This window comes from Hyella patelloides LEGE 07179 (assembly GCF_900659865.1).
In the GTDB taxonomy this organism is placed as follows: Bacteria; Cyanobacteriota; Cyanobacteriia; order Cyanobacteriales; family Xenococcaceae; genus Hyella; species Hyella patelloides.
Window position 1 is genome coordinate 61133 of the sequence record NZ_LR213767.1, and the last position, 26812, is coordinate 87944.

Consider the following 26812-nt stretch of genomic DNA (forward strand, 5'->3'; position numbering starts at 1 on the left):
ATTGACTAACCTCATCATCGGCACTGAGGATATTTTAATACACAATAATTCTGATTTGAAGGATTGAAAATTCTGTCTAAATCAAGAAAATATGTTTTCTAATCAAAAATTAAGAATAATCTAAGCAAAAAATTCGCTCAATAATGGTTAATGGTGAATTATTAACTATTGGAACAAATGAAACATCCTAATAATCCTCAGATTACTGTGATTATTCCTGTATTTAATGAAGAAGCAATTATTCAGAATACTTTAAAACAATTTAAAAATTACTTTGATATAGAAGTTCTTGTAGTAGATGGCAAAAGCACAGATCGAACCAAAGAAATAGTCACACAATTTAGCTTAAACAATAAGCAGATTCATTTAATTACAAGTAGCAAATTAAGTAGAGCCACTCAAATGAATTATGGTGCAGAATTAGCGACAGGAGATATATTATTATTTCTCCATGCAGACACTATATTACCAAACAATTTTCAATTGTTAATTCAGTATATTTTACAAAAAAAGAATATTATCTTAGGGGCATTTAAACTAGTAATTAATGGACAAAAAAAATCTTTAAGATTAGTTGAAAAAATGGTTAATTTGCGATCGCGTTGGCTATCTCTTCCCTATGGAGATCAAGGTTTTTTTATTACTAAAGATAATTTTAATCGTCTTGGTGGTTTTACCGATTTGCCTATTATGGAAGATTTTAACTTTGTTCAACGAGCTAAAAGACAGGGGGAAATTGCGATCGCTAATGCTGCGGTAATTACTTCTGCACGTCGTTGGCAAAAATTAGGAGTTATTAGGACTACTATCATTAATCAATTAATTATTATTGGTTATTATCTCAAAATACATCCTGATAAATTAAGAGCTTTTTATCGTAGTTTTAATACCAAAAATACTTAATTGTTAATTATTATTAGAATCCTGATGTTTTCATAATATCTTTAATAGTATTAACATAATTAGTTAAGCCAAAATTAGCAGGAGTGATGGGATTTTTATATGTAAAATGACGATATTTTAAAGAAAAATAACTCCAAGAATCCATTTGAATCCGAAATACTTTAATCAAAAAATTAGTCAACCAAGGATATAAAGGAATTCCAAAATAAACTTTTTTACCGAAGTAGCCACAAATTTGAGCAATTGTCTCATTTACCGTAATCGCTTCATTACCTAATACTACTCGTTTAATCGATGGTAATTCTTGATAGTTATCATCATCTGGCTCTTCTTCAATTACTGTATTAGGATGTTCCACTAGATAAGTAACCACTATAGCAATATCACGACCATGAACAAAATGAAAACTACCATCTGTTTTAATCCAACGAATTAAATTCAGCCATTTAACTATCTCAGGTAAGCCAGAAGAAAGGTGAGAAACTGGCTTATTACTATCACCGCCAAATACCAAAGTAGGAAACAAAGCAACGATGCGATCGCTTAATTTTGACCTTAATAACTGAGAAAAACATTGATATTTAGTACGAATATAATCAGTGCCAAACTCACTAGCAGGTAATAATAAGTTATTATTTCGATCCAGAATACTAGCGGTAGAAAAATATAAAATTTGCTCACAAATTTTAGGATTGAGCATATCAATTAAAGCTAATGTTTTGACGACATTAATATCATAGCTTTCTGCTGTTCCTCCCCAAGAAGTAGCAGCTAAAATCGCAATATTAATTTCTTTTAGCAATAAATCACTATACTCTTCAATATCTTTTAAATTACCTGATAAAACCTCAATGCGTGGATTATTTTCCCATTCAAATTGAAGCTTATCGGTATTTCTTACTAATAAATATAAATAATGATTGGTATCTTGTAATAAAGATTCCACAATGTAGTGACCAATACACCCACTCGCACCCGTTATAAAAATTTTTTTCATTGCTAACTAAATCCAGATATTCTGAATTTTAGCTAACAATATACCATTGAACAAAAGTTAGAAGTCGTAGAGACGCGAAATTTTGCGCCTCTACAAAAGTCAGAAGTCAAGCAATCAAAAATAAACAATCAACAAACGAACCGATTAATTATTTCTTTGTATTGATTAATTAAAAACGTTCAACAATCAACCACTAACCATTAACCACCGTAGAAACTTCGTATTTTCTGTCTTTACTTATATTATCCCGCTTGACGGCATACCAACTATCTAAACAGCAGCCATCAACTTATCTGCTTGTTTTGCAGTTTCAAAGAAGTAGCGAACATTATCTTCGGGAGTCCCCACTAAAACGCCATGTCCTAAATTGAGAATATGTCCCCAATTACCAGCTTTACGAATAGTATCAATAATGCGATCGCGGATCAAATCATGAGAACCGAATAAGACACCAGGATCGATATTACCCTGTACTTTCATTTCTTTACCTAATCTTTGTCTGGCTTCTGCCATATCTACTGTCCAGTCTACACTGACAATATCTACTCCAGACTTACCCATTCTTTCTAAGACTCCAGCACTACCACTGATGTAAAGAATTAGAGGGGTATCGGGGTGAGTTTCTTTAACCTGACGTACTATCTGTTGTTGATAGGGTAAAGCAAAAGTTTCGTAGTCTTGAGGACTTAAATTACCAGCCCAAGAATCAAATAATTGAACCACTTGTGCGCCACAGTCTATTTGATATTTTACATAAATTGCGATCGCATCTGCAATTTTACTTAAAAACTGATGCAACATTGCGGGTTCATTAAAAGCCATTCCTTTGATAATAGAATAGTTTTTCGAGCTTTTACCTTCAATGGCGTAAGCTGCTAAAGTCCAAGGCGAACCTACAAACCCTAATAAAGTAGATTGATTGTTAACTTCCGATCTTAAAGATTGCAAAATAGTTTTGATAAAAGGTAAAGATTTATCAGGATTGAAAGAAGTTAATTTATCAATTTGTGCTTGAGTTCGGATTGGGTTTTCAAACAAAGGACCTTTGCTTTCTACAATATCAAAGTCGATTCCAATACCAGGTAAAGGAGTCAAAATATCAGAAAACATAATTACGCCATCTGGTTTAAATGCTCTCCAAGGCTGCAAAGAAATTTCAATAGCAATCTCAGCATTTTCCGAACGTTCGCGGAAGCTAGGATATTTTTCTCTTAAATCTCTATATACTTTCATATATCTACCCGCTTGGCGCATCATCCATACAGGAGGACGCTCCACCTGTTCACCACGGGCTGCTCTTAATAGTAAAGGAATATCTGTAGCCATCTGTTAAAATCCTTAATTATAGTAATTTGTTAGGGCAATTGCTAGCTTACCATTGCAAGCGGTGTTGCAAACCCGTTGTAATTGTTGAGTTATATAAAGTAATTTAGTTTTTTTTTTTGAGATGAATGGTTAATAGTTAATTGTCAGTAGTTTAGTCGCTAGTGGCTAGTGGCTCGTTGGTTGTCAACAATGCCCATTACCTCCTCATCCCTCATAATTTATCATTTATCCTTTGTATTTACGACGACGAGGAACTCGGCGATTATATCGAGAATCATTAGGGTTTGCGCCACCACCAAGCTGACGACTCACTTCTAAAAAGACATCTCGTTGCAACCAGGGATAAGAGCCAATCCAAATATTTTGACTGGGAAGATAAACATCTGTCACTTTATCTACAGTAGATAAATCTTTGCGATTAGAAAGTAGCAACAATTCCGCAGTTTGTCCTACCTTAATTCCTTTATGGGTGCGTTGCAAAGGAGCTTGAACAGTGATGTAAAAACCCGTTTCATCTCCCAAAACTAGATTAATCCGTCGTTCCCGATTTTCCACAATTACTAATTCTCCCCGTTGATTGACGGTTTCCTCTTCTCCAATAAGTTCTTCTGTAAGATAAACATCCTGTATACGACTGCGCCAAAAACCACTGTATTGTAGACGACGTGCTTTAATATTACGGATACTTGCTTGATAAACAGGACACCATAACCAATAAAATCCCGCAATAATGGCTAGGAGTAAAATTAAGGCTTCTACTGAATCTCCTAATATAAGCCTCAAAATCAACACCACAACCACCGCTACAACAGAAATTAGTAAGCGATTAATTACATCTTGCCATTTTCCCCAATAATGAGCATATTGCGCTCCTGTGGCAATAGTAGGAATAAGTTGTTCAAATTTAGCGCGAGTTAGGGACTTTAGCATACAAGTGGCAAGACTTTTAAGGGATGAGGGATGAGGGGATGAGGGATGAGGGATAAGGGATGAGGGATGAGAAAGTAGCAGATAGCAAGTAATTAAGTCATAAGTCAGATTCAGTACAACGAACAACGAGCCACGAGCCACGAACCACAAACAACTAGCCACTAACCATTAACCATCAACTACTACAATATCTTTTCTAAACCATAGACTAAAGAAGTGAGTTCCGTTACTTTACGGATAGCGAGTAAAACTCCAGGCATATAACAAGAACGATCGCTGGTATCATGACGAAGGGTATAAATTTGCCCTGGTGCGCCAAAAATCACTTCTTGGTGAGCAATCAAACCAGGTAAACGTACACTATGGATACGAATATTTTCATCAGCGAGACTACCTCTAGCACCTGCAAGATGTTCTTTTTCTGTAACTAGCGGAGGATTATAAGTTTTACCCATTTCTGCCAGCATTTGAGCAGTTTTAATAGCTGTTCCACTAGGCGCGTCGGCTTTTTGATTGTGATGTAGTTCAATAATTTCTACATGGTCAAAATACTGAGAAGCGCGAAGGGCTGCTTGTTGCAATAACACCATGCCAATCGAAAAATTAGGGATTACCAACGCTCCTGTACTAGCTTTTTCGGCAAATTCGCCTAAATCTTGGAGTTTTTCCTCGTTTAACCCCGTTGTACCGACTACTGGTCTTACTCCATAAGCGATCGCACTACGGACATTATCGTATACTGTATCAGGATGGGTAAAGTCTACCATCACCCCCTGAATTTTTTCTTGAGTAGCTAAAACTAAAACACTCTGTAAATCATTAAGAATAGGAACTTCTAAAGCACCACAACCCGCGATTTCTCCAGCATCTTGACCCAAAATATCAGGTTTGTTATCCACCGCCCCAACAAGGGTCATATCTTCGGCATTGGCTATGGTTTTGATTACTTCTTTTCCCATTTTTCCCGCAGCACCATTAACCACTACAGGAATAGAAGCGCGTTCTGTCATTGCTTATAAAACCTCGAATACTATCGAAAGAATTTTAGCATTGTGAACATAACTCATTTCTGATTTTCGATAGAAAACCCATCGGTCGAGTTGGCGACCGAAGGAAGTACTTTAGTGCATTGCCCATTCTCTAAAATCTATAGTTATTTCCATTGATTTATCTTTAAATGTTCACAAATAGATTAATCTATTTCAATTATGAAGAATAAAAACGTTTCATGAAACTTGCTATTACAATTATCTACCTTTTAGATGAAGTTTTTCAGCTAATTTTTAATTTAATTGATAAATTTTCGATTCGTTAATTATTAATTTGTAAGATTGAAGAAGTTTTTTAGAATTCTGGTCATGAAACCTTTATCTTCTTTACCTTTCAGCGTATTTTTTACTTTAGCACTACCGATTTCTGCGGTAGCCCAGGTAACAGTAGACAACACAACTTCCACGACGATTACTCCTACCGATACAGGAGTGCAAATAGACAATGGAAACCGCGCTGGCGATAACTTGTTTCATAGCTTTGACCAGTTTTCTATCCCGACAGGAAGTGAGGCTTTTTTTAATAACGCCAATGAGATAGCCAACATCTTTTCCCGCGTTACAGGAGGAAATATCTCCAATATTAATGGTTTAATTCGTGCCAATGGTTCAGCTAATTTATTTTTAATTAATCCTGCGGGTATTATTTTTGGCGAGGGTGCAAGTTTACAATTGGGTGGTTCATTTTATGGCAGTACTGCCGATAGTATCATCTTTCCCGATGGTGAATTTAGCGCGACAGACTTAGATAATCCGCCTTTAATTACGGTTAATGCACCGATTGGCTTAAATTTTCGCGATGAGCCTGGAAATATCATTAATCGTTCAGTGGCTAACAATCGAGGTTTATCTGTGGCGGAAAATCAGAATATGGCCCTAATTGGTGGCGATATAAAACTAGAGGGGGGCATAATTACAACTTCTGGAGGAAATATTGAATTAGCCAGTATTGCCGAAAATAGTGTAGTTGGTTTAGAAGAAACTGATACTAATTTTAGTTTTCAATATGATGAGCTCTCCAATTTTGGCAATCTTGAATTAAGTCAAGGTTCTCTGATTAATGCTGGAGGAGAAAATACTGGTTCTGTTAATTTGCAAGGAAACCAAGTATCTTTAATTGATAATTCTCGGATTACTTCTGAAAATAGTGGTTCTCAACCAGGCAAAGACATCACAGTTAATGCTTTTCAATTATTAATCGAAAATAATTCCCAGATTATAACAACAACTATAAATGATGGAAATGCAGGAAATATTAATCTGAATGTGGAGGACTCAATCGAAATAGTCGGAACAGGATTTCCACAATTTGAAGAAATTTTTGTGAGAAGTCAGCTTTCACAGCAATTTAATTTAGAGTCACTAAACAGTGGAACGGGAATTTTTTCGGTAACAAACGGATTAGGAACAGCAGGAGCAAGCACTCTCAATACCACTAACTTAAAGCTTCAACAAGGAGCAGTTATTGGTGGTGGTGTTTTTGGAGGAGGAAACGCAGAAAAATTAACTATAAATGCTACGGAATCTGTAGAAATTGATAGTTCGGGAATCTTTAATAGTCTGGCTTTTAATAGTACTGGTAATGGTGAAACATCTGAAATAAATACTATGAATTTAACGATGAAAAATAGTGGAATAATTACCAGTAGCCATCAAGGAGCAGGAACAGGAGGTAATATTGTTATCAATGCAGTGGAAGAGGTTAATTTATTAGAGACATTACCTGGTTCATTGAGCCCCACAGGCATATTTACTAGCAGTTTTTTCGGTAATGGAAAAACTGGAAATATTGAGATTGAAACCCAAAAATTAAGTATTTTTGATGGGAGTCAAATTGCATCGTCTAGTGGAGCTGTATTCGGAGGCGAAACTCCAATCGATATAAATATAATAGATATAGGTGGTCCAGGAGGAGATATAAATATAATTGCTTTTGACTCTATTCATTTATCTGGCTTTCGTCCTGATAATAATAATCTCTCTAGTGTCATTACAAGTAGTACTTTAACAGATAGTGATGCTGGTGATATTAACATTCAAACTGGAAATCTAATGGTCTCTAATGATGGAGGAATTTCAGCAGCAAATAGAATTGATTTAGGAGGTATAATTGCAATTGGTTCTGGAAATGCAGGCTCGCTAGAAATTACTGCTGATTCTATTCAATTAGAAAGAGGTGGAATTAGTGCTGCTACTGAAGCTGGTAGCGGAGGCAACATTGACTTAGTTGTAACTGAAAATATAACTTTACGAGATAATAGCTTAATTTCTGCACGAGCTTTCAATGAAGCTGATGGTGGTAACTTGAATATTGATACAGAATTTATTCTTGCTTATCCTAGTCGTGGCGATGGCAACGATATTTTAGCTTCTGCTCAACAAGGACAAGGAGGCACAATCAGAATCAGGGCTGAATCTCTATTAGGAATTCAAGAGCGCGCAATTTTTGAGAATAATAACACTAACGACATCAATGCTAGTTCTGGAATCAACGGCTTAGATGGAACTGTCTCCATAGAAACTCCTGAAACTAATTCTCTTCAAGAAATCTTAGAATTATCCAGTAATCTTGTTTTAGCAGACATTGTGACTACTTCTAATTCTTGTTCGCCATCAGATACAGAAGGGATCTCTAGTTTAGTAGTTGAGGGCAAAGGAGGAATACCCGCCAAACCAAGCGAACTTTTTACGGCTGATGCCATAATTATTGATGGGGAATTAGACACATCCAACAGCTCCCAAATCAACCACAATCGACATAGTAATAATTCTCATTTAAACCCCAATCATAATCCATCTAAGATTGAACCAGTTACTTACAAAGATAATGGTGAACCAGTTTATCTCGCTAAAGGACTCATCAAACAAGAAGACGGTTCAGTAATTTTAACCGCTTATCCGACTGCCGATACTCAATCTCGTACTCCTGAAAATCCTGATGGTTGTAGTCAGTAAATATCGAGTTGTCAAGTGAGCCTACCTTGATTGATACTTTCTGGAAAATATTTTTAAGGATTCACGAAGTCAGAGGAAGCCCCGTCTTTTCAAGGCGGGGTCTCTCTGACCATAAAGAATCGACTTTTTGATTGTGATGCAATTCAATGATTTCTACATGGTCAAAATACTGAGAAGCGGGAAGGGCTGCTTGTTGCAATAACACCATGCCAATCGAAAAATTAGGGATTACTAACGCTACTGTACTAGCTTTTTCGGCGAATTCACCTCAATCTTGGAGTTGTTCCTCGCTGAACCCTGTTGTGCCGACTACCGCTCTTACTCCATAAGCGATCGATCGCACTGCGGACACGATCCTATACTGTATAAGAATGAGTAAAGTCTACCATTACTTATTATTGAAAATCTATAGTTATTTCCATGGATTTATGTTTAATGTTCATAAATAGATGAGTTTATAGCAATTATCATTATTGTAATATAAACATTTCATGAAACTTTCTACTACAATAATTATGACTTTTAGATGAAGTTTTTCAGCTAATTTTTAATTGATAAATTTTCGATTCGTTAATGGTTAATTTGTAAGCTCAAAGAAACTTGTCAGAAATCCTGGTTATGAAACCTCTATCATCCCTAATTGTCAGCGTATTTTTTACTTTAGTACTACCGATTTCTGCTGTGGCACAGGTAATAGCAGACGACACAACTTCGACAACTATTACTCCTACCGATACAGGAGTACAAATAGATGATGGAAACCGCGCTGAGGGTAATCTGTTTCATAGCTTTGACCAGTTTTCTATTCCTAGAGGAAGTGAGGCTTTTTTTAATAATGCTGAGGATATAGCAAACATCTTTTCCCGCGTTACAGGAGGCAATATCTCCAATATTGACGGTTTAATTCGTGCTAATGGTTCAGCTAATTTATTTTTAATTAATCCTGCGGGTATTATTTTTGGCGAAGGTGCAAGTTTACAACTGGGTGGTTCATTTTATGGCAGTACTGCCGATAGTATTGTGTTTGGTAATGGTGAATTTAACGCAACAGACTTAGATAATCCGCCTTTAATTACGGTTAATGCACCAATTGGCTTAAATTTCCGCGATGAACCAGGAAAGATTATTAATCGTTCAGTGGCTAACAATCAAGGTTTATCTGTGGCGGAAAATCAGAATATTGCCCTAATTGGTGGCGATATTAAGTTAGAGGGGGGGTTAATCGCAACTTCTGGAGGAAATATTGAATTAGCCAGTATTGCCGAAAATGGTGTAGTTAGTTTAGAAGAAACTGATCCTAATTTTAGTGTTAAATACGATGAAATCGCCAATTTTGGCAATATTGAATTAAGTCAAGGTTCCAGAATTGATATTGGGGGAGAAAATACTGGTTCTGTTAATTTGCAAGCCAATCAAATATCTTTAACTAATGGTTCTCGAATTACTTCTAAGAATCAAGGTTCTCAACCAGGGAAAGACATCACAGTTAATGCTTTTCAATTATTAATCGAAGATAATTCCCAGATCATAACCACAACCACTGGTGAGGGAAATGCAGGAAATATTAATCTGAATGTAGAAGATTCAATCGAAATAATCGGCACAGGATTTCAAGAATTTGAGCAAACTTTTCTCAGAGACAATCTTGAGGGTATATTTAATTTAGAGTCACTAAACAGAGGAACAGGAATTTTTACAGGAACAGGTGGAGGGGGAACAGCAGGAAAAATTACGCTTAATACCACCAGCTTAAAACTTCAACAGGGAGCCGTTATTGGTGGTTTTGTTTTTGGAGAAGGAGACTCAGAAAAATTAACCATAAATGCCACTGAATCTATAGATATTGATAGTTCGGGAATATTTAATAGTCTTATTTCTGGGAGTACTGGTAATGGTAATTTATCCGAAATAAATACTACTAACTTAACGATGCAAAATAGTGGACTAATTACAAGTATTACTCTAGGATCGGGCAGTGGAGGAGATATTTTTATCAACGTAATAGAAGAAATTAAATTATTAGAAGCATTATCTAGTTCATTAACTTCAACAGGCATATTTACTAACAGCTTTTATGGCAATGGTAAAGCTGGTAATTTAGCTATTACAACTCAAAAATTAAGTATTCAAGACGGGGGCCAAATTGTATCGTCTAGTGGAGCTTTATTTGGTGGCAGAACTCCAATAAATATAGGTGGTCAGGGAGGAGATATCAATATAATTGCTTCTGATTCTATTCACTTGTCTGGCTTTCGTATTACAGATAATATTCCTAGTGTTATTTCAAGTAATACATTTACAAGCAAAAGTGCTGGGGATATAAATATTAAAACTGGAAACTTAATAGTCTCAAAAAATGCAGAAATTGTCTCTGGAAATATAGCCAGAATTAACTCTGATGATTTTGGGGGTTCTGGAGATACGGGCTTTATAGATATTTTTGCTAACTCTATTCAATTAGAAAGAGGTGGAATTGTTGCGGAAACTCAAGCTGGTAGTGGGGGTAACATCAACTTAGATGTGACTGAGAATATAACTTTACAGGATAATAGCTTGATTTCTGCACAAGCTTTCAATGAAGCTGATGGTGGTAACTTAGATATTAAGGCAAGTTTTATTATTGCTTACCCTAGTCGTGGCAATGGTAACGATATTTTAGCTTCTGCTCCACAAGGACAAGGTGGCACCATTGAAATAAGGGCTGAATCTCTATTAGGAATTCAAGAGCGTGACAATTTTGAGAATAATAACACCAATGACATCAATGCTAGCTCTGGAATAGACGGTTTAGATGGAAATGTCTTCATAGAAACTCCTGAAGTTAATTCTCTTCAGGAAGTATTAGAATTATCCAATAAACTTGTTTTAGCAGACATTGTGACTACTTCTAATGCTTGTTCGCCATCAGATACATCTTCTGTATCTAGTTTGGTAGTTGAGGGCAAAGGAGGAATACCCGCCAAACCAATCGAACCTTTTACGGCTGATGCTTTAATTATTGATGGGGAATTGGACACATTCAACAGCTTCCAAATCAAAAATAGTGGATATAGCAATAACTTTCGTTTCAACCCCAATCGTATTCCATCTGAGATCGAACCAGTTGCTTACAAAGATAATGGTGAGCCAGTTTATCTCGCTAGGGGAATCATCAAACAAGAAGATGGTTCAGTAATTTTAACCGCTTATCCTACTGCCGATACTCAATCTCGTACTCCTGAAAATCCTGATGTTTGTAGTCAATAAATATTAGTTGATAAGCTGGGCAAAATGAAATGATTGATGTAAAAATGTGATTTTTTGATTCTTGGTAGGTTGACCACCCTACTTTTATTGATGTTTATCATAGAGTTTTTCTTGCAGAGAGCGACGCATAATATCTATAGGTGCAGATTGTTGTAGCCAAATTTCTAGGGCTGCTGCTCCTTGTTGTACCAGCATTTCCAATCCGTCGATCGCCTTTGCTCCTCGATCTTGTGCTAAAGTTAGAAACTTAGTAGGACTAGGATTATATATTAAATCATAAGCGATCGCATTTGGTTTTAATTTTTGCATTAATTCTTGATTTATAGGAGATGCATCTACTTTTGGGTGCATCCCAATAGGGGTAGTGTTAACCAACAAATCAGCAGTGGGTAACAGTCCCGATAGGTTTTCCCAATAATGAATTTTGAGTAGGGAAGCAATTTGATTACTATTTTGCCAACTTTGCCCAAATTGCGCCAATTTATCTTTATTTCGCCCTACAATGTTGATTTCTGAACAGCCCAATTCTGCTAAACCTGCGACTACGGCTCTGGCTGCACCTCCATTTCCTAGCACTACAGAAATGCTATTACTCCAATCTCGATTCATGGTTTGTAAGGGTGCAATAAAGCCCGTAACGTCTGTATTAGTGCCTTTCCAACCATTTTTAGTCCGCCATACTGTATTAACTGCACCGATAGCTTGAGCGGTGGGCGTAATTTCCGAGAGTAAAGAGATAATTGTCTGTTTGTGAGGAATGGTCGCATTAAACCCAACCACATCAACCGCAGCAAACCCAGCGAGAGCTTGTTCTAAGTTAGCAGCTAGCACGGGAAAGGGAAGATATATATAGTCTACACCAATATTTGTGATCGCAGCATTTTGCATTAATGGTGATAAAGAATGTTCTACAGGGTCGCCAATAATACCTAAAAGCATAGTTTTTCCTGTAATTGCCAGCATTTAATAATAATCCTGATTAATTTTCAACGAAGAGTTAACAAATTGAAGTCGAGGGATGCTCTTCTTAAAGACAACGCATATCAAATCGACTTTTTGAATTCCAGTTTCTAAAACCTCAAACAACCCAAGTCTTTCGCTAATGCACGATAATTTCTTTAAGAGTTATAAAGAATCTCTTCGGATGCTACTTCAAAGTCATCATTTAGCCAAGTTAAGGTTATGTTGCTAACAAGATTATTTTTGAGAGTTACTAAAGAGAAATTACGAATCGTATCTTTTGCAGTTTCAATTATTCTAGGGACAGAAGCAGCATTGAGATAAACAGTACCTTCTGGACTGGTATTAATGATAGTCCGCAAGCGGTCTTTACGATGACGCAAACTATGATGCATATGTCCAAAAGTGACTAGGGAAATAGATTTACCGTAGCCGATCGTTTTTTCCATAGCTTCTGTTAAATCAGGGTCGCCGTGATCTCCGCCTATTTCACCCCAATCCTTGCCACAAGTGTCTTCTGGTTCTTCTCCCAGTCCCAAAGGCCCATTATGACCGATAAAAATGAGATTGTCGCACAGTGTATCTTTAGCAGCAGAGAGAATTTTCGTGGTAGATTCAGCAAAGCTACTTACATTATAGAGATCGCTGTAGAACTCTGAGTTTTTCCAATCTGACCCACCCCAACTAAAAGGACGACCCCCCACTACAGAGAGGCTAAATTGAGGGAAGTCCAGTTTGCCATAACCAACATGACTTGCTCCTAAAATGTCTAACTGTTGTTGTACGCGGTCTTCTTTATTGCGGTCATAAGGGGCTTTTTTCTGTCCCCAAGGTGAGGCGGTATACCAAGCGTCATGATTTCCCAGAATCACTGCTTTAGGGAGGTTCAAATTAGCAACAGTGCGCACAATTTCTACGGATTCATTACCAAAATCACCCACAAAAAGTGCTAAGTCTACCCCTAAATATTCTAATGCTATGTTATCTTGTTCTTCCCAGCGATCGTGAATATCCCCAATAACTGCAATTAATAGCTGCTCTTTCCCTCTATTCATAAATAGTTATGTGAGTTTTTTAACTAATTCAGAAAATAACATCCTTGCGACACGGACTGCAATTCTCATTCTAACTAACCTAATCTAACCTAATTGGTTTAGCCGATACTTTTTCAGTATCCCACATTTTACCCAGCATTAGTCTTAGATAGTAATAAATAACAATCGTAATGATGCTTTAGGCATATTAACAGAAGAAAAAAATTGTCTCCAGAGAATTGGAATAATCTTTATGGTTAAATATTTACAATCTGGTGGTTTAGATGAAATTGCTGATGAACCAGTTATTAATTAGTTAGGAGGTGATTAAAGCGGACTGTAAAGCTCACGAATCGTGATGTCTAAATTAATGGTATCAGAAGCCAAAAAATAAAAGAGGACTATTGGGAATAAATTAATAAATTATAGACTTTTTGCTATCTAATTTAAGTTGGTTTAAAATCAGCTCTAAGCCATTAGCTATAAGCTATAAGCTTGAATCGCATAGTGGAGGCCAACTCCTCCACTATGCCCTATTCCACTTAAAGAAGTGGAGGAGTTGAACCTGGCGATAAGCTTGGAGCTTAAAGCTGTTAGCTGGTTAAATAAAATCAAAATGAAAACATCTGTATTTAATACAATGAAAACATCTCAATATGCGATCGCAAACCTAATTAAATATACATTTTCTCTGTGTATTTTTTTCCTAATAGCGATCGTTTTCTTAAATTTTAGCTATGTTCCCCAAGCAATAGCTCAAGAAACTAACTACCGCAATTATTATCGCACTAAAACCTTCCATAATCCTGATGGTATTGGTAAATACTATATGGAACGAGAAATCGCTCAAGTTATGGGACATCAAGCAATGATGTGGTTAGAAAGAGACGGTAGAGAAAGAGAAGAAAAACCTCAAGCAGTTGTCGAACATCTCGACCTCAAATCAACAGATAGTGTAGCAGATTTAGGTACGGGAACAGGCTATTTTGCCTTTCGGATTGCTGAGTTGATTCCTGAAGGAAAAGTTTATGCAGTAGATATACAACCTGAAATGTTAGATGTTGTTAATTTATTAAAAGAAAAAAATAAGATATCTAATATAGAAACAGTTTTAGGCACGGAAAATAATCCTCAGCTACCAGCAAACAGTATCGATCTAGCTCTTATGGTGGATGCTTATCATGAATTTGCTTACCCCAGAGAAATGATGGAAAACCTTTATAGTGCGCTTAAACCACAAGGAAGAGTCATTTTAGTCGAATACCGTCAAGAAAACCCCATGATTATGATTAAGCCACTGCATAAAATGAGCCAAAAACAGGTGAAAAAAGAAATGAAAGCAGTCAACTTAAAATGGCTAAAAACACAAGAATTTTTACCAGAACAGCATTTTATGATCTTTCAGAAACCTGGTAAGTAGAAAAGGTTTGTAAAGGTTTTTGACTAATTTAAAATTTGTGTTTGATGGCTGTGAAAAACGCTGTGTTAACCAGAATTGCTGGCAAGAATACGAAATTTTACTACTTTGAACTTCATACTTAAAATTAGCAATTTCCTCTAGATGACTAACTTTCGTTAATATCTATGTTTTGGTTTAATTGATTAGCTTTGTGAATATGAACTAGAAGCACAATCAGGGAATAATAACTATAGCCTAAAAAACCGATGAATATTAATAAAATAAACCAGTTTTCAGGGTTATTAAGCGTTAAACTACTATTAATAAACTGCATCACTTTTTCTTGTTGGCTTTCTTACCAAATTAGCTTATACCTATCAGAATTTCTGTGATGGAGAACACCTAGTTAATGCTTATCTGGTAATGATAAGTAATTAAAATAAGTGGCTTCAAACAAAGAACTCGATTACAAAAATAGCTGAACATCTAATTGTTATCTTACTATATTTAAGAAAATATTATTCAAGAAAAAATTTATTTTAATTTTAATTTAATTAAACATTAAACTATAAGTGGTCAACAGCCCTTTCAAGGACTTGTAAATGTCTTCAAATTATAATCAGCTATAAAAATAATGTTAGAACAATTTGCTAGCGATAATTACTCTGGCATTTGCCCAGAAGCAATGGAGTACATAACTAGAGCAAATCAAGGAAGTGCGATCGCTTATGGTAATGACGAATGGACAAAAAAAGCAGCCGACTATTTCCGCAAAATTTTTGAGACTGATTGTGAAGTATTTTTTGTCTTTAACGGTACAGCAGCCAATTCTTTATCTCTAGCTGCTCTTTGCCAGTCATATCATAGTGTGATCTGTCATGAATCGGCTCATATTGAAACTGATGAATGTGGCGCACCTGAATTTGCTTCTAATGGTTCTAAACTGTTGTTGGGTAAAGGAGAGGGGGGCAAACTAACCACCGAAACCATTACTACAATTATTAATAAAAGAACAGATATTCACTATCCCAAACCTAAAGTTATTAGTCTTACTCAGGCAACAGAATTAGGAACTTTGTACACTATTGAAGAATTAATGGCGATTAAGGAAGTTGCTCAAAACTACAGCTTAAAAATTCACATGGATGGTGCTAGATTTGCCAATGCAGTGGTAGCCATGAATAAAACTCCAGCAGAAATCACCTGGAAATGTGGCATAGATGTTTTGTGTTTCTGCGGTACTAAAAATGGCATGGCATTGGGTGAAGCAATTATTTTCTTTAACAAAGAGTTAGCAGAAGATTTTTCCTATCGTTGTAAACAAGCTGGACAACTAGCTTCTAAGATGCGCTTTATTGCTGCTCCTTTTTTGGGGATATTAGAAACTGGTGCTTGGCTCAAAAATGCGCGAAATGCTAACGAATGTGCCGAGTATTTAGAACAGAGATTATCAGTAATACCGCAGATTGAGCTAATGTTTCCGAGGGAGGTAAATAGCGTTTTTGTCAAAATGCCTGAGAAGGTAATTGAGGCTTTAAGAGCCAAAAACTGGCACTTTTATACTTTTATTGGCGTTGGTGGTGTTCGTTTTGTCTGTGCTTGGGATACAACTAAATCCAGGATTGATGCATTAGTTAGCGATATTAAAAATGCGATCTCATTCTGAGCCAGTGAAGCTGGGCGCGCAGTGCTAGGGAAGCCAATCGCTTATTTTCAAGGAATTTTTAATTCTTCAGCAAGACTTTTAGGTTTTATGGTAATTTACTAAACAACAACGAAAGTGATTAATAACAAGATGTTTCTACACAAAATACGTTATACAGTCTCTCCACCTCCTACCTACGTTCGATAGGGTAGGTAAAGTATCGCAGTACGCTAATAGATTTGGACAGAAAAGTTAATTGCTCGTAAGTAATGAGTAATAAGTAATAAGTAATAAGTGTCCTAATACCAGTGCGTATTGCTGCTATAAAAACTATTAAAAGTAAGGGGATGAATAGTAATTCCCTGTAAAACGAAGGAGCTTGCATTCACTTCGTTAATTCCTACGTGCTTTCATCCTGCCCTAACACAAGACCGTTAATGACGTTTTAAAACAAGGGTAGGTAAAAAATGAAAACTCATGTTGACGCCCATAAGGGCGATCGCTTTGGCTTGCTAATGGTCATGTTTGCAGCAATCCTCTGGGGAACTGTTGGTGTAGTGGTTCAAACTATTTACACACAATCTGCTACAAATCCCCTCTCTATTGGATTTTTTCGGTTGGCGATTTCTGTCCCTGTGCTGTTTCTTGCCTGTGTGCGTACTCTAGGATGGAAAATGTTTCAAATAGCCAAACGCGATCTAGCATTGATGGTGCTAACTGGAGTAATGACTGCATTCTCGCAAGTTTGCTACTTTGCATCTATTAGCTACATTGGTGTTGCTGCTGCCACACTAATCGCAATTTGTACTGCACCTATTTGGGTTGCTTTACTAGCTTCGCTGCTACTGCGTGAAAGATTTACACTGGCAATTCTCTTAGCTCTTATGTGCGCTGTTGGAGGAACAATATTGTTAGTCGATGTTCAAACTAGTCAGATTACCGTGCAAGCTCACACTGTTTTTGGCGTTTTTTTAGCCCTGAGTTCAGCATTGGGATATTCCTCATTCACCCTATGTAGTCGATTTTTGGCAAGACGAAATCATCCTCTCCAATCTCTTACTGTGGGATTGTTGGCAGGAGCAATCTTTCTTTTGGCAATCGCCTTAAGCTCTGGATTGGTGATTCAATATTCTTTTATCGGTTGGATATCTTTGTTGTACTTAGGTACTGTCACAACTGCTTTGGCGTACTTGCTGTATTTTAGTGGGATGCGTCATACTCCTGCTACTATTGCCAGTATTGCTACTTTGCTTGAACCGTTAACCTCAACCATTTTGGCATGGTGGTTGTTGGGTGAAAAATTAAATTCATTAAGTTTTGTCGGAGGTATATTGTTGTTAATTGCGATCGCCATACTTTACAGGGAGAACCGGCATGGGAATCACCGTAATTCGCCAGAGGAGCTAAAAGATCAACAAAGTTAGAACAATCTAACAATTAGGCTAAAGCGGGCAGGCTTTCTGTCCGTTTTTTCTGAGTTAAAAGCTATTGACTATCGCTCAATTTTATAGGGCGATCGCATATACTTCTTTACACAAACTTCCGTATCTAGTTAAGTACCCGCACAAAATAGATTACGAGCGTGGAGATAGGCAAGAGGCAAGAGAGAACAGGCAAGAGGACTCGCGCGTTCCTTGGCTGAGGAAACCTCAGCAGGTTCACTCGTCAATTCTAAGTGTGTAAATAATTATGCTCCAATACTTAATGTCATTTTTACTATCTACTGTTTAAATAAGCGAAGCTTTCTCTATTTTGTTATTGATACTAAAAAATCTCTTTAATTATTTGGTGAGTTGCTCAGAGTGGATTTAATATTTTTTTTAATTGTTTCGTTTACTTTACTTTTAATTAGTGTTTTCAAAGGATACTTTATTGCTTATCCTTTGCTTGCTTCTATAACTATTTTATTTTTGATACTTTGTCAGAGAGGATTTAAACCAAAGAGGCTGTTTATGTTAGCTTTTGCTGGTATTAAAAAATCTTTCTCAGTTATATATATTCTCTTATTAATTGGTGTAGTTATAGCAGTTTGGATGACCGCAGGAACAGTACCAACAATTGTTTATTATGGCATTCAAATAATTAACCCTTCTTACTTTATCTTATCAGCGTTTCTTTTAACTCTTCTGGTTTCTCTATTACTAGGAACTTCTTTTGGTACTGTCAGTACAATTGGGATTGCTTTAATGATTATGGCAAGCGGAAGTAGCGTAAATCCTCATTTTACTGCTGGTGCAATTATTGCAGGGGCTTATTTTGGCGATCGCGGTTCGCCAATGTCTTCTAGTGCTAATTTAATTGCTATAATCACCCAAACAAAAATCCACACTAACATCAAAAAAATGTTGGTAACAACCTTATTACCATTATTGGTTGCTACTCTTTTTTATTTAATTCTTTCTCTTGCTAATCCCGTTCAGTTAGAAAAGCAATATCTTATTGCTGAAATTAGTAAGTTATTTAATGTTAATCCGATTGTACTCTTGCCAGCTTTAGCTATTTTTCTGCTTGCTTGGTCGAGAGTAGAAATTAAAATATCTATGTTGGTTAGTATAGTTATTGGTCTATTTATTAGTAGATATATTCAAGGTTATTCTTTTTCCGAGATTTTTCAATATATGCTCATGGGGTTCGAGTTATCAGAAGATACTAACTTGAAAAACATTATTCTAGGAGGCGGTATAATTTCTATGGCTAAAGTTTGTCTAGTTGTTGTTATCTCTACCGCATTTGCTGGAATTTTAACCGAAACTAAAATTTTAGAATTTGTACAAAAATATCTTAATAAAGCGAAATCAAGATCTGATTTGTTTTTAGGGACAAATATTATAAGTATAGCTTCCGCAGCATTTGGTTGTACTCAAACAATTGCTATTCTTTTAACCAAAGAGTTAGTTAAAGATAACTATCAAAAAAACCAACTAGATAATTATCAACTTGCGATCGATTTAGAAAACAGTGTAGTAGTAATTTCTCCGTTAATTCCTTGGAATATTGCTGGATTTGTTCCAGCAACTATTTTGATGACAGATTCAGGATTTATTCCTTTTGCCTTTTATTTATATCTTGTTCCTCTATGCTATTACGTTGAGATGAAAATATTTGCTCGCTCATTCCGCAGGTGAAAGAAAAAAGGAAAGGTATTTTCTAAAAAATTATAATAACCTGGCTTTAATACCTATGTTTAAATTAAGCTACTAAACCATTTACTTAGTAACAACTACCGTAATTAAGCCGTTATCAATACTAGATTCAATTTTACTAAAGCCTATATCCTCAAGCTGTTTTTCTACCCACTGTTTCGATAAGCGAAGCTTTCTATAAAAGCTTTTTTTATGCTTCCAACTACTACCATTCTTTTTGTAGATAATGTCGTGAACTTTAACTGTATTTGGCTCATATTCTAAGAAACAGGTAAATATCATATTTTCGTCACTTTTAACGGTTATAAATCGCTCTAATTCCGACAGTTCATGGGAAAGATCGCGTAAAGTTATAACAAATCTTCCTTTATCTTCCAGTGAGGAGAATACTTTTTGAAAAAGAAAATTCACCCGATCTTTTGACTCTAAATGAAGAATAGTATCGGTCATACAAACTATTAATTCTGGCTTACTATCAATATATCGATCAAAATTAATCAGGTCATCCTGAATTGTCTTAATATTCGACTTGCCAGAATTTTCTTTTAATTCATTTAGTAATTTTTGCTCTAAATCAATAGCTGTAACAGCAAAACCAATCTGAGCAAGAGGAATTGATTGAAATCCACATCCAGCACCAAGATCGATCGCTACACCCGATTCTCTTGGACTGATATTATATTGTTTAAAAAACTCAAGATTTTTGCGAATAGCTGGCTCGAATCCACCAAACATCCAAGAATATACATCTGCAAGAACTTGAGCATAATGCTCTTGTACTGTTGTCATATTTGTCCTCAGCATTTGTGTTAGCTTCAGTCGTTATTTAATTTAGTTTAATATCAATAAATAGTTTAATTGCTGATTAAAATTGGCAATTTTTCAAAAATTAGCTAATTCTCAAATACTGTTGAGGCAAGAGTTGCTGAAAAACAGAGTTGATCGTGACAAGAACTTGGTTTTAATCCATCTGTATAATTGGCACAAACAGTTATCTCAGTGTATCCATTCTCTCGTAAACACATTATAAATTCTTCTAGCCCAAACCAATGTAACGGGAGATGTTGTAGTTCTGTATCAATTAGTTTTCCATCTTGCCATTTTTCATAGCGAATTAGAGTATGCTCAACTTGCTCTATCCAATCGATACGAGATGATGTTTGCATTAAAATCACTGAACCATCAAAACACTTGACGGGTTCTCGTTGTTTGACAATGTTCTCAGTTGTAATTGAATCTATAGGTAATCCTAAATCTATAAAAATTCTCCCATTGGGTTCTAGATGTTTTGCAAATGCTTGTAATGCGGAGATCGCAGCAGAGCGTGTTTCTAACAACATGAAAGAGCCTAAAGTAATGATAATTGCACTAAACTTACCTGGAAGGTTCAATCGAAAACTTGAACCTTCATAAAGTACAGGATTTAAGCCTCTTGTTGCACAATTTTGTTTACAGGCAGCTAGCATATTGGGTGATACATCAATTCCTTCAACGTTTAACCCAGCTTCTAGTAGAGGAATCAATAAGCGTCCTGTGCCAACCATAGCCTCCAAAATTCGCCCGCCTATCTGAGAAAGATGTCGAATAAAATAGGAAACATCAGGATAATCCTGACCCACTGGTTTGGTAATTTCATACACTTCCGTACACAAACTTCCGTATTTAGTTAATGCCATCTTTACCACCTACTATTTAAATTCAACCTAAACTTAGCATCGCGAGTGGGAAGCCCCACATCTGTAACCTATCGGGTCAGTGTGAGATGAAAACGAGCGCATCTAATTATCGGTCACAAATTTACTCTTCAATACACCATCTTTATATAACAAAGCTTTCAGTCATTGTATAATACCTTTGTTCCGATAGAAGAATAATAGCCTGTGCGATTCGTTTATAGCGAAAACGGGAAACAACCCGTATAAACTATAGCCTTTGATATATATATCAGAGGATAACTGACTAAATGATGAAGGTGCAAACCCTTCCCTTGAAACTCACAAGTGACTCCTTATCTGTCCACGATGACCCGACTCGGAATTCGGGAGGTCGAAGCTGGAAACAGGGCGTAATCAGACCTCAATCGCAAAGGACACTGACGCTAACAGGGAGTTTCCAAGATGAAATAGAGCCTGAAAAAGCAACCCATATTCAAGAAGGCGCGATATAAAAGCCTTACTTTACCAGAGTAACCCCTCGCCGACTTTTAGGCTAAAGAACGGTATGAGTAGGAAGGGGCAAATGTAATTACTGTGGATTATATTTCAAAGAAGAAGATTTGATAGAAAAAGACCACATTATCCCAACATCAAAAGGTGGAAAGGATACATATAAGAATCTACAACTTCTTCATCGACATTGCCATGATAAGAAATCAAAAACCGATGGTTCGTATGATAAACCATTTAAACCAGTCAAACTACCTGACGGTTGGCGATGGAATGAATACGACATACTGATAACTTGATGATGATTTGTACCCATGACAAGGGGTTTGTCGGAGAGGAGCGCAGTGAGGTAAAAGTCTCACGCTGCGTTCTGAAGACGAGTCAGGTTGGTAACAACCTGGCTTAGTTTAACGATGACCGCGCTTTACAAGGACTCGTAAAAATGGCATTAGAACCAGAATGGGAGGCAAAGTTTGAACCAAACTCACACGGATTCAGACCTGGACGTTCATGTCAAGATGCTATCAAAGCAATTTTTCTCGCAATCAAGCAAAAATCAAAATATGTTTTGGATGCAGATATTAGCCAATGCTTTGATAAAATCGACCATCGGAAGTTACTTGAAAAATTAAATACCTACCCTACCGTACAGCGTTAGCTCTCTGGTTAACTAAAAAGAAAATAGGCTTTGTTCTTAGATTAAATAAAAATACCAAGATTAAACCTCGCTACAAAAAATATCAAGCTCTCAATTCTTTAGATATCAAACCAGGCTCAAGAGTTATACATCAAGAAGTCTTAGTTACAGAAGATAATCAGAAAGCAAGATTTAATGTGGTAGTTTACTGGCGAAGAAAATACAATAATAAACAACTACCATCGCCCTGGTATCTACTCACAAATTTAGATAATAAAGATGAAGTCATTAAAATATTTGCATCTCGTGGAGGAAAAGACCGCTATGTTTCGAGATTGTAAAAGTGGAGGTTACAATCTCGAAGGTTGCTCTTGCTAATAATCAACGACTAACTAATTTAATTTTACTGATAGCTATCGCCTATACTGCTAGTTGTCTAACAGGATTAAAAATTAAAAACACCGGTTTAACCAAGTATATTAACCGTCTGAAAATTGAAGGTAAAAATAGACCCAGACATAGTTATTTCTGGACAGGATTATACGGAACAACATGGATATTATCTATGGATATATGTTGGCAATGGGTCGAAAAATTAATGCAAACTGCTCTCAATAAACTACCATTTTACCAAAAAGGTTTGACAGCCATGAAACTTATACAGTGTATAGTTTAGCAGGGTCATACCCCCTTCAGCATTTTCTTCGTATTTTTCGGCTGGTTTAATGATGTCAGTTCCAGCATTGCAAATCATGACATCTAGTTTTCCGTGTATTTCTAGAGCAGTTGCTACAAAGCGTTGACATTCAGCTTGATTCTGCACATCTAATACTACTGACTCAGTAGTTGAACCCTGTGTCTCAAATTCTTGCTTGGTATTTGCTAATTCTTCACTATCTATTGAGGAAATGATAACTTTTGCTCCTCGCTCTGCAAACCCTTTAGCTAATGCTTTACCCAATCCCCGACTAGAACCACTGATACAAACAACTTTATTCTCGACGCTGAATAAGTCTCTTACCATGATTTTCTGTTTGATTCTACTTCAATACTTGTTATAGCAAGTTTAGGTTAACAAGATAGTGAAGTTTGTTAGTTTGCTGCATTGAAATTATTAATACAGTCAAAGGCTGTAAAAACAAGTTCCTCTCGCGATCGCTAAAAAGGTGATAAAATATCATCGTTCATGAATTACTTATACCTCACTAAATCTACGCGGTAACGCTGCTTTTTCGTAACAGAAACTTCGCCCACTTCTAATCTTCCTTTTCCCCTTACAGAAATTAAGTCCCCTGCTTTAACGTTGTGACTGGCTTGGGTAATATCTTTCCAATTTACCCGTACATCACCGCTAGAAATCATGTTAGCCATTTTACTACGGGACATACCGAAGCCAGCAGAAGCAACTGCATCTAAGCGCATTGAAGCCTCTACGGTGGTCATTTCTTTCTTTTTCGGAGGACGTATTTTAAGCTCACTCAGATCGATTCTTTGAGTTTTAACCGCAACCGATCGCACTTGAGTTAAAGCTGTCTCTAAAAACTCTACCATTTCAGGAACAACTATTACTTGCGCGCCTCTTTCCCCCAAAACTAAAATATCGCCCACTTTATCTCTAGTGATTCCTGTACCCAAAATAGAGCCTAAAAAATCCCGATGAGTAGCGGTATCAAACAAAAAGTTTCCTGCAATATCGAGTGCAGCCAATTCAATTTGCGACTTTTCTAAAGGAATATCGGGACGTGCTAAACCAAATCTAGTTCTTTCTGCTTGTGGATAACCACCCCAATTTAGAAACTCAATTTCCGTTAAGTTTTGAAAGATTTCTGTGACTTCTATAATTACAGGAGGCGACAAAAAATCAGTACACACAACTTCCCAATTCTTAATCGCTTGTTCTGCTTTATCGATAACGCGAGCTATTTCTTCTCTATTTTCAACTCTTTTTAATAATTCTTCTCTTGGTAACATCTAATAATTTTGTTCGTGGTTAGTTGCTAGGGACGTTTCAATAAACGTCCGTTAGTGGTTGGTGGTTAGTGGTTAGTGGTTAGTGGTTGGAGACGCGAAATAAGAGGTCTCTACAAGTGGTCAGTTGCTACTGCGACGCGATAGCGAGTCCTTTAGGGCTACTTTTTACTTCCTCATCCCTCATCCCTCATCCTTCATAATTTTATTGATATCCCCCATCCCTCATAATTTATTGATATCCCTGTAAATTCTCAGGATTAAATCGACGTAAAATGGTTGCTGCTTTTTGCTGTATTAATTCTGAACCCTTTACTATTACTAAATACTTTCCTTCGTTGAGGCGATTGCGATAGGGTAATGCATCACCGCTACCAGTACTTAAACCTACTCCACCACCGACAAAAACACTACCCATTGCACCACCAATAGCACCCAAGATACCACCTACAATATGGTTTCCTGGTTCTCCTGCCCAGTCTAAAGTATCCAATCCCGTAATCAGGTTAAAGACATAACCTCCAGCAAAACCAAAAGGCACTAACCAGTATGCCATTAAAATAGCTCTTTTTTTGGCTTGTTCAGCAGGATCGATTAAGCCAAACTCATCTGCTGTTTTGTACCCTTTACCCAAGATACTCATTTGAGATTGAGGAACATTGGATTTTTCAAGTGCAGTGTAAGCTTCTTCTGCTTTGATACGATTTGGTAGAACAGCAATTAGATAACTCATCGTCAATTATTTTTGCTAAAAAAGTGGTCTGGTATACTTTTTCAGGTTATCAGTTTTCTCTGTATTTTCCGCATTGGCTTTAAAAAACGATCGACCATAATTAATTCTATATTTTTGGTAAAGTTGAAAGGAAAAAAGCGCGTTGAAGAATTAACTCCAATGTTCCAAAACTTAAAGCTGGGTACAAAATTGAACCTTATTTTGGTACTAATTTTTATAGCGACAATTGCTAGCTGCAATTTGATACTATCTTATATTTTAGAAATTAAGGTAGAGCAAGAAGTAGCTGGAAAAGCTTTTTTAGCTATGGAAACGATGAACTCAGTTAGAAACTATACCAGTACTCAAATTCAACCAGAGTTATTGTATCGTTTAGAAATAGATCGGGCTTTTTTACCAGAAACCGTACCAGCTTATTCAGCAAGAGAAGTTTTTGAAGATTTAAGAAGAAATGCTGATTATCAAGACTTTTCTTATAAGGAAGCTACTCTAAACCCGACTAGTTTAAGAGATAAAGCAGATGAATTTGAAGCTGCTATGATACAGAAATTTCGCCAAAACGAAAATGTGAAAGAACTGGCTGGTTTTCGGACTGTTAGTAATCAAAATTTCTATTATGTAGCTCGACCTCTTGCTGTGAACAAATCCAGTTGTTTGCAATGTCATAGCACTCCTGAAAAAGCCCCTCAAAGTTTAATTAATACTTATGGCTCGCAAAATGGTTTCAATTGGCAATTAAATGAAATTGTCACTTCCCAAATGGTTTCTGTTCCTGCTAATAGAGTGTTTGCCACTGCTAACAGTTTACGCTCAACTATTATGAGCATTATTACTCTCTTTTTTCTGCTAGCGATCGCCAGTATTAATGCGTTTATGAGATTGGCTATTGTTAAACCGATTCAAAAAATGTCTCTTTTATCCACTGGAGTAAGTAAGGGAAACTTAAATACAGAATTTACCCATGAAAATAATGATGAAATTGGAATATTGGCTAAAGCACTCAATCGGATGAAGGTTAGTCTACAAATGGCACTACAAATGATTGAAGAAGAACAAAATTCCCAGAAATAAAATACATGGGATTACTTGTCTAATAATTGTTCAAGTTGTTGTTCTAAACCTTGTACTTTTTTGGATTGTTGTAGCTCTTTAATTATTCTAGCAACAAACTGTTTGCGATTTAATCTAACATCTCGATCGATTGCTTTTTTGATCACAATTTTAGCAATAGGACCAATATATTCAGCTAGTATTTGTTGACATTTTACAACAAACATCTTGTCTATTGGTAAGTTATGACTTGATAACAAAGAGGAAGAAGCTTTATTGACTGATATTTTTTTTGGCCTATGATGATATACTCTACGACTTATTCTTTCATACCATACTTGTATGTGAGTAGTATCTTCAACTAAGATACACAAAAAGATGGGTTGTTTTTCATCCATTCTCGGCAATAGTTAATCGCCACTTCTTTCCGTCCCAGAGCAAACATAACCCCTGGAATAAATACTCTATTTTGATAAATTTTTCCTGATGTTTTTTTTACATTACGAGCTTGAAGATTAAATTGTTTAGCAAGTACAATAATCATATTTTTTTGCCAAGCATAACTATACAAGATACATAATAACCAGAAGTAAATTATCGCGATGTTACTAACTAAAACTAGATATCATTAATTACTGATTTATATAATGTTAATCTGAATTAAATTAACGT

21 protein-coding genes and 3 pseudogenes are annotated in these 26812 nt (G+C 36.2%); 10 read left to right on the forward strand and 14 right to left on the reverse strand.

Annotation, left to right across the window (positions count from 1 at the left end; translation table 11 throughout):
- Window positions 1–177 precede the first annotated feature (177 nt).
- Complete coding sequence (locus tag H1P_RS00565; protein WP_144863079.1) at window positions 178–903, forward strand: TIGR04283 family arsenosugar biosynthesis glycosyltransferase; 726 nt, start codon at window positions 178–180, stop codon at window positions 901–903.
- Window positions 904–916: 13 nt separating this feature from the next.
- Here the strand turns inward: H1P_RS00565 and H1P_RS00570 are convergent, their stop codons facing one another.
- The 4 genes from H1P_RS00570 to dapB all read right to left on the reverse strand — a co-directional run bounded on the left by H1P_RS00570 (window position 917) and on the right by dapB (window position 5166).
- Entirely contained in the window at window positions 917–1900 is a 984-nt protein-coding gene (locus tag H1P_RS00570) for an NAD-dependent epimerase/dehydratase family protein (RefSeq protein ID WP_144863081.1), read from the reverse strand.
- Window positions 1901–2170: 270 nt separating this feature from the next.
- Window positions 2171–3226 carry a uroporphyrinogen decarboxylase gene (hemE, locus tag H1P_RS00575; protein ID WP_144863083.1) on the reverse strand — a complete coding sequence of 352 codons (1056 nt, stop codon included), beginning with the start codon at window positions 3224–3226 and terminating at the stop codon, window positions 2171–2173.
- A gap of 225 nt (window positions 3227–3451) precedes the next feature.
- On the reverse strand, window positions 3452–4156 hold the full coding sequence (locus H1P_RS00580; RefSeq protein ID WP_144863120.1) for a phosphate ABC transporter permease: 705 nt from the start codon (window positions 4154–4156) through the stop codon (window positions 3452–3454).
- Between the two features lie 182 nt (window positions 4157–4338).
- Window positions 4339–5166, reverse strand: coding sequence for a 4-hydroxy-tetrahydrodipicolinate reductase (gene dapB / locus H1P_RS00585; RefSeq protein WP_144863085.1), 828 nt, complete (start codon window positions 5164–5166; stop codon window positions 4339–4341).
- A gap of 348 nt (window positions 5167–5514) precedes the next feature.
- Between dapB and H1P_RS00590 the strand changes: the two genes are divergently transcribed.
- Window positions 5515–8160 (forward strand): two-partner secretion domain-containing protein, encoded by a 2646-nt coding sequence (locus H1P_RS00590; RefSeq protein WP_144863087.1) that lies wholly within the window; start codon window positions 5515–5517, stop codon window positions 8158–8160.
- Between the two features lie 115 nt (window positions 8161–8275).
- Here the strand turns inward: H1P_RS00590 and H1P_RS39200 are convergent.
- Window positions 8276–8552 (reverse strand): annotated as a pseudogene (locus H1P_RS39200) (4-hydroxy-tetrahydrodipicolinate reductase); the annotation flags it as partial.
- A gap of 226 nt (window positions 8553–8778) precedes the next feature.
- Here H1P_RS39200 and H1P_RS00600 point away from each other — a divergent pair.
- Window positions 8779–11406, forward strand: coding sequence for a two-partner secretion domain-containing protein (locus H1P_RS00600; protein WP_144863089.1), 2628 nt, complete (start codon window positions 8779–8781; stop codon window positions 11404–11406).
- 84 nt (window positions 11407–11490) lie between these two features.
- Here H1P_RS00600 and H1P_RS00605 read toward each other — a convergent pair whose 3' ends face one another.
- Entirely contained in the window at window positions 11491–12369 is an 879-nt protein-coding gene (locus tag H1P_RS00605; protein WP_144863091.1) for a shikimate dehydrogenase, read from the reverse strand.
- Window positions 12370–12524: 155 nt separating this feature from the next.
- Window positions 12525–13421: a TIGR04168 family protein gene (locus H1P_RS00610; protein ID WP_144863093.1), complete on the reverse strand. Its 897-nt coding sequence runs from the start codon at window positions 13419–13421 to the stop codon at window positions 12525–12527.
- A 619-nt stretch (window positions 13422–14040) separates the two neighbouring features.
- Between H1P_RS00610 and H1P_RS00615 the strand changes: the two genes are divergently transcribed.
- The 4 genes from H1P_RS00615 (at window position 14041) to H1P_RS00630 (ending at window position 19569) form a co-directional block, all read left to right on the forward strand.
- Window positions 14041–14820, forward strand: a complete 780-nt coding sequence (locus tag H1P_RS00615; protein WP_144863095.1) for a class I SAM-dependent methyltransferase — start codon at window positions 14041–14043, stop codon at window positions 14818–14820.
- A gap of 613 nt (window positions 14821–15433) precedes the next feature.
- Window positions 15434–16465, forward strand: a complete 1032-nt coding sequence (locus H1P_RS00620) for a threonine aldolase family protein (protein ID WP_144863096.1) — start codon at window positions 15434–15436, stop codon at window positions 16463–16465.
- Between the two features lie 446 nt (window positions 16466–16911).
- A complete protein-coding gene (locus H1P_RS00625; RefSeq protein WP_144863099.1) occupies window positions 16912–17868 on the forward strand; it encodes a DMT family transporter in 957 nt (318 codons plus the stop codon).
- 528 nt (window positions 17869–18396) lie between these two features.
- On the forward strand, window positions 18397–19569 hold the full coding sequence (locus H1P_RS00630) for a Na+/H+ antiporter NhaC family protein (protein WP_222426882.1): 1173 nt from the start codon (window positions 18397–18399) through the stop codon (window positions 19567–19569).
- Between the two features lie 81 nt (window positions 19570–19650).
- On the opposite strand, the gene H1P_RS00635 is transcribed toward H1P_RS00630, so the two are convergent.
- Both H1P_RS00635 and H1P_RS00640 read right to left on the reverse strand, forming a co-directional pair.
- Complete coding sequence (locus H1P_RS00635; protein WP_144863103.1) at window positions 19651–20376, reverse strand: class I SAM-dependent methyltransferase; 726 nt, start codon at window positions 20374–20376, stop codon at window positions 19651–19653.
- Window positions 20377–20480: 104 nt separating this feature from the next.
- Window positions 20481–21263: a class I SAM-dependent methyltransferase gene (locus tag H1P_RS00640; RefSeq protein ID WP_144863105.1), complete on the reverse strand. Its 783-nt coding sequence runs from the start codon at window positions 21261–21263 to the stop codon at window positions 20481–20483.
- Window positions 21264–21817: 554 nt separating this feature from the next.
- Here H1P_RS00640 and H1P_RS39205 point away from each other — a divergent pair.
- Both H1P_RS39205 and H1P_RS00650 read left to right on the forward strand, forming a co-directional pair.
- Window positions 21818–22051 (forward strand): annotated as a pseudogene (locus H1P_RS39205) (HNH endonuclease); the annotation flags it as partial.
- Window positions 22052–22167: 116 nt separating this feature from the next.
- Window positions 22168–22407 (forward strand): annotated as a pseudogene (locus tag H1P_RS00650) (reverse transcriptase/maturase family protein); the annotation flags it as partial.
- Window positions 22408–23008: 601 nt separating this feature from the next.
- On the opposite strand, the gene H1P_RS00655 reads toward H1P_RS00650, so the two are convergent.
- The 3 genes from H1P_RS00655 to H1P_RS00665 all read right to left on the reverse strand — a co-directional run bounded on the left by H1P_RS00655 (window position 23009) and on the right by H1P_RS00665 (window position 25090).
- Window positions 23009–23413 (reverse strand): SDR family NAD(P)-dependent oxidoreductase, encoded by a 405-nt coding sequence (locus H1P_RS00655; protein ID WP_222426884.1) that lies wholly within the window; start codon window positions 23411–23413, stop codon window positions 23009–23011.
- A gap of 167 nt (window positions 23414–23580) precedes the next feature.
- Window positions 23581–24360 carry a photosystem II electron transport protein, Sll1252 family gene (locus H1P_RS00660; RefSeq protein WP_144863107.1) on the reverse strand — a complete coding sequence of 260 codons (780 nt, stop codon included), beginning with the start codon at window positions 24358–24360 and terminating at the stop codon, window positions 23581–23583.
- 229 nt (window positions 24361–24589) lie between these two features.
- Entirely contained in the window at window positions 24590–25090 is a 501-nt protein-coding gene (locus H1P_RS00665; protein ID WP_144863109.1) for a hypothetical protein, read from the reverse strand.
- Between the two features lie 240 nt (window positions 25091–25330).
- On the opposite strand from H1P_RS00665, the gene H1P_RS00670 reads away from it, so the two are divergent.
- Window positions 25331–26161: a c-type heme family protein gene (locus H1P_RS00670; RefSeq protein WP_246141414.1), complete on the forward strand. Its 831-nt coding sequence runs from the start codon at window positions 25331–25333 to the stop codon at window positions 26159–26161.
- An 11-nt stretch (window positions 26162–26172) separates the two neighbouring features.
- On the opposite strand, the gene H1P_RS00675 is transcribed toward H1P_RS00670, so the two are convergent.
- Together H1P_RS00675 and H1P_RS00680 are read right to left on the reverse strand one after the other, a co-directional pair.
- The gene (locus tag H1P_RS00675; RefSeq protein ID WP_144863112.1) at window positions 26173–26367 is read right to left on the reverse strand and encodes a DUF8082 domain-containing protein; all 195 of its coding nucleotides are present in this window, start codon (window positions 26365–26367) and stop codon (window positions 26173–26175) included.
- 134 nt (window positions 26368–26501) lie between these two features.
- Window positions 26502–26684, reverse strand: a complete 183-nt coding sequence (locus H1P_RS00680) for a hypothetical protein (RefSeq protein WP_144863114.1) — start codon at window positions 26682–26684, stop codon at window positions 26502–26504.
- Between the last annotated feature and the right edge of the window lie 128 nt (window positions 26685–26812).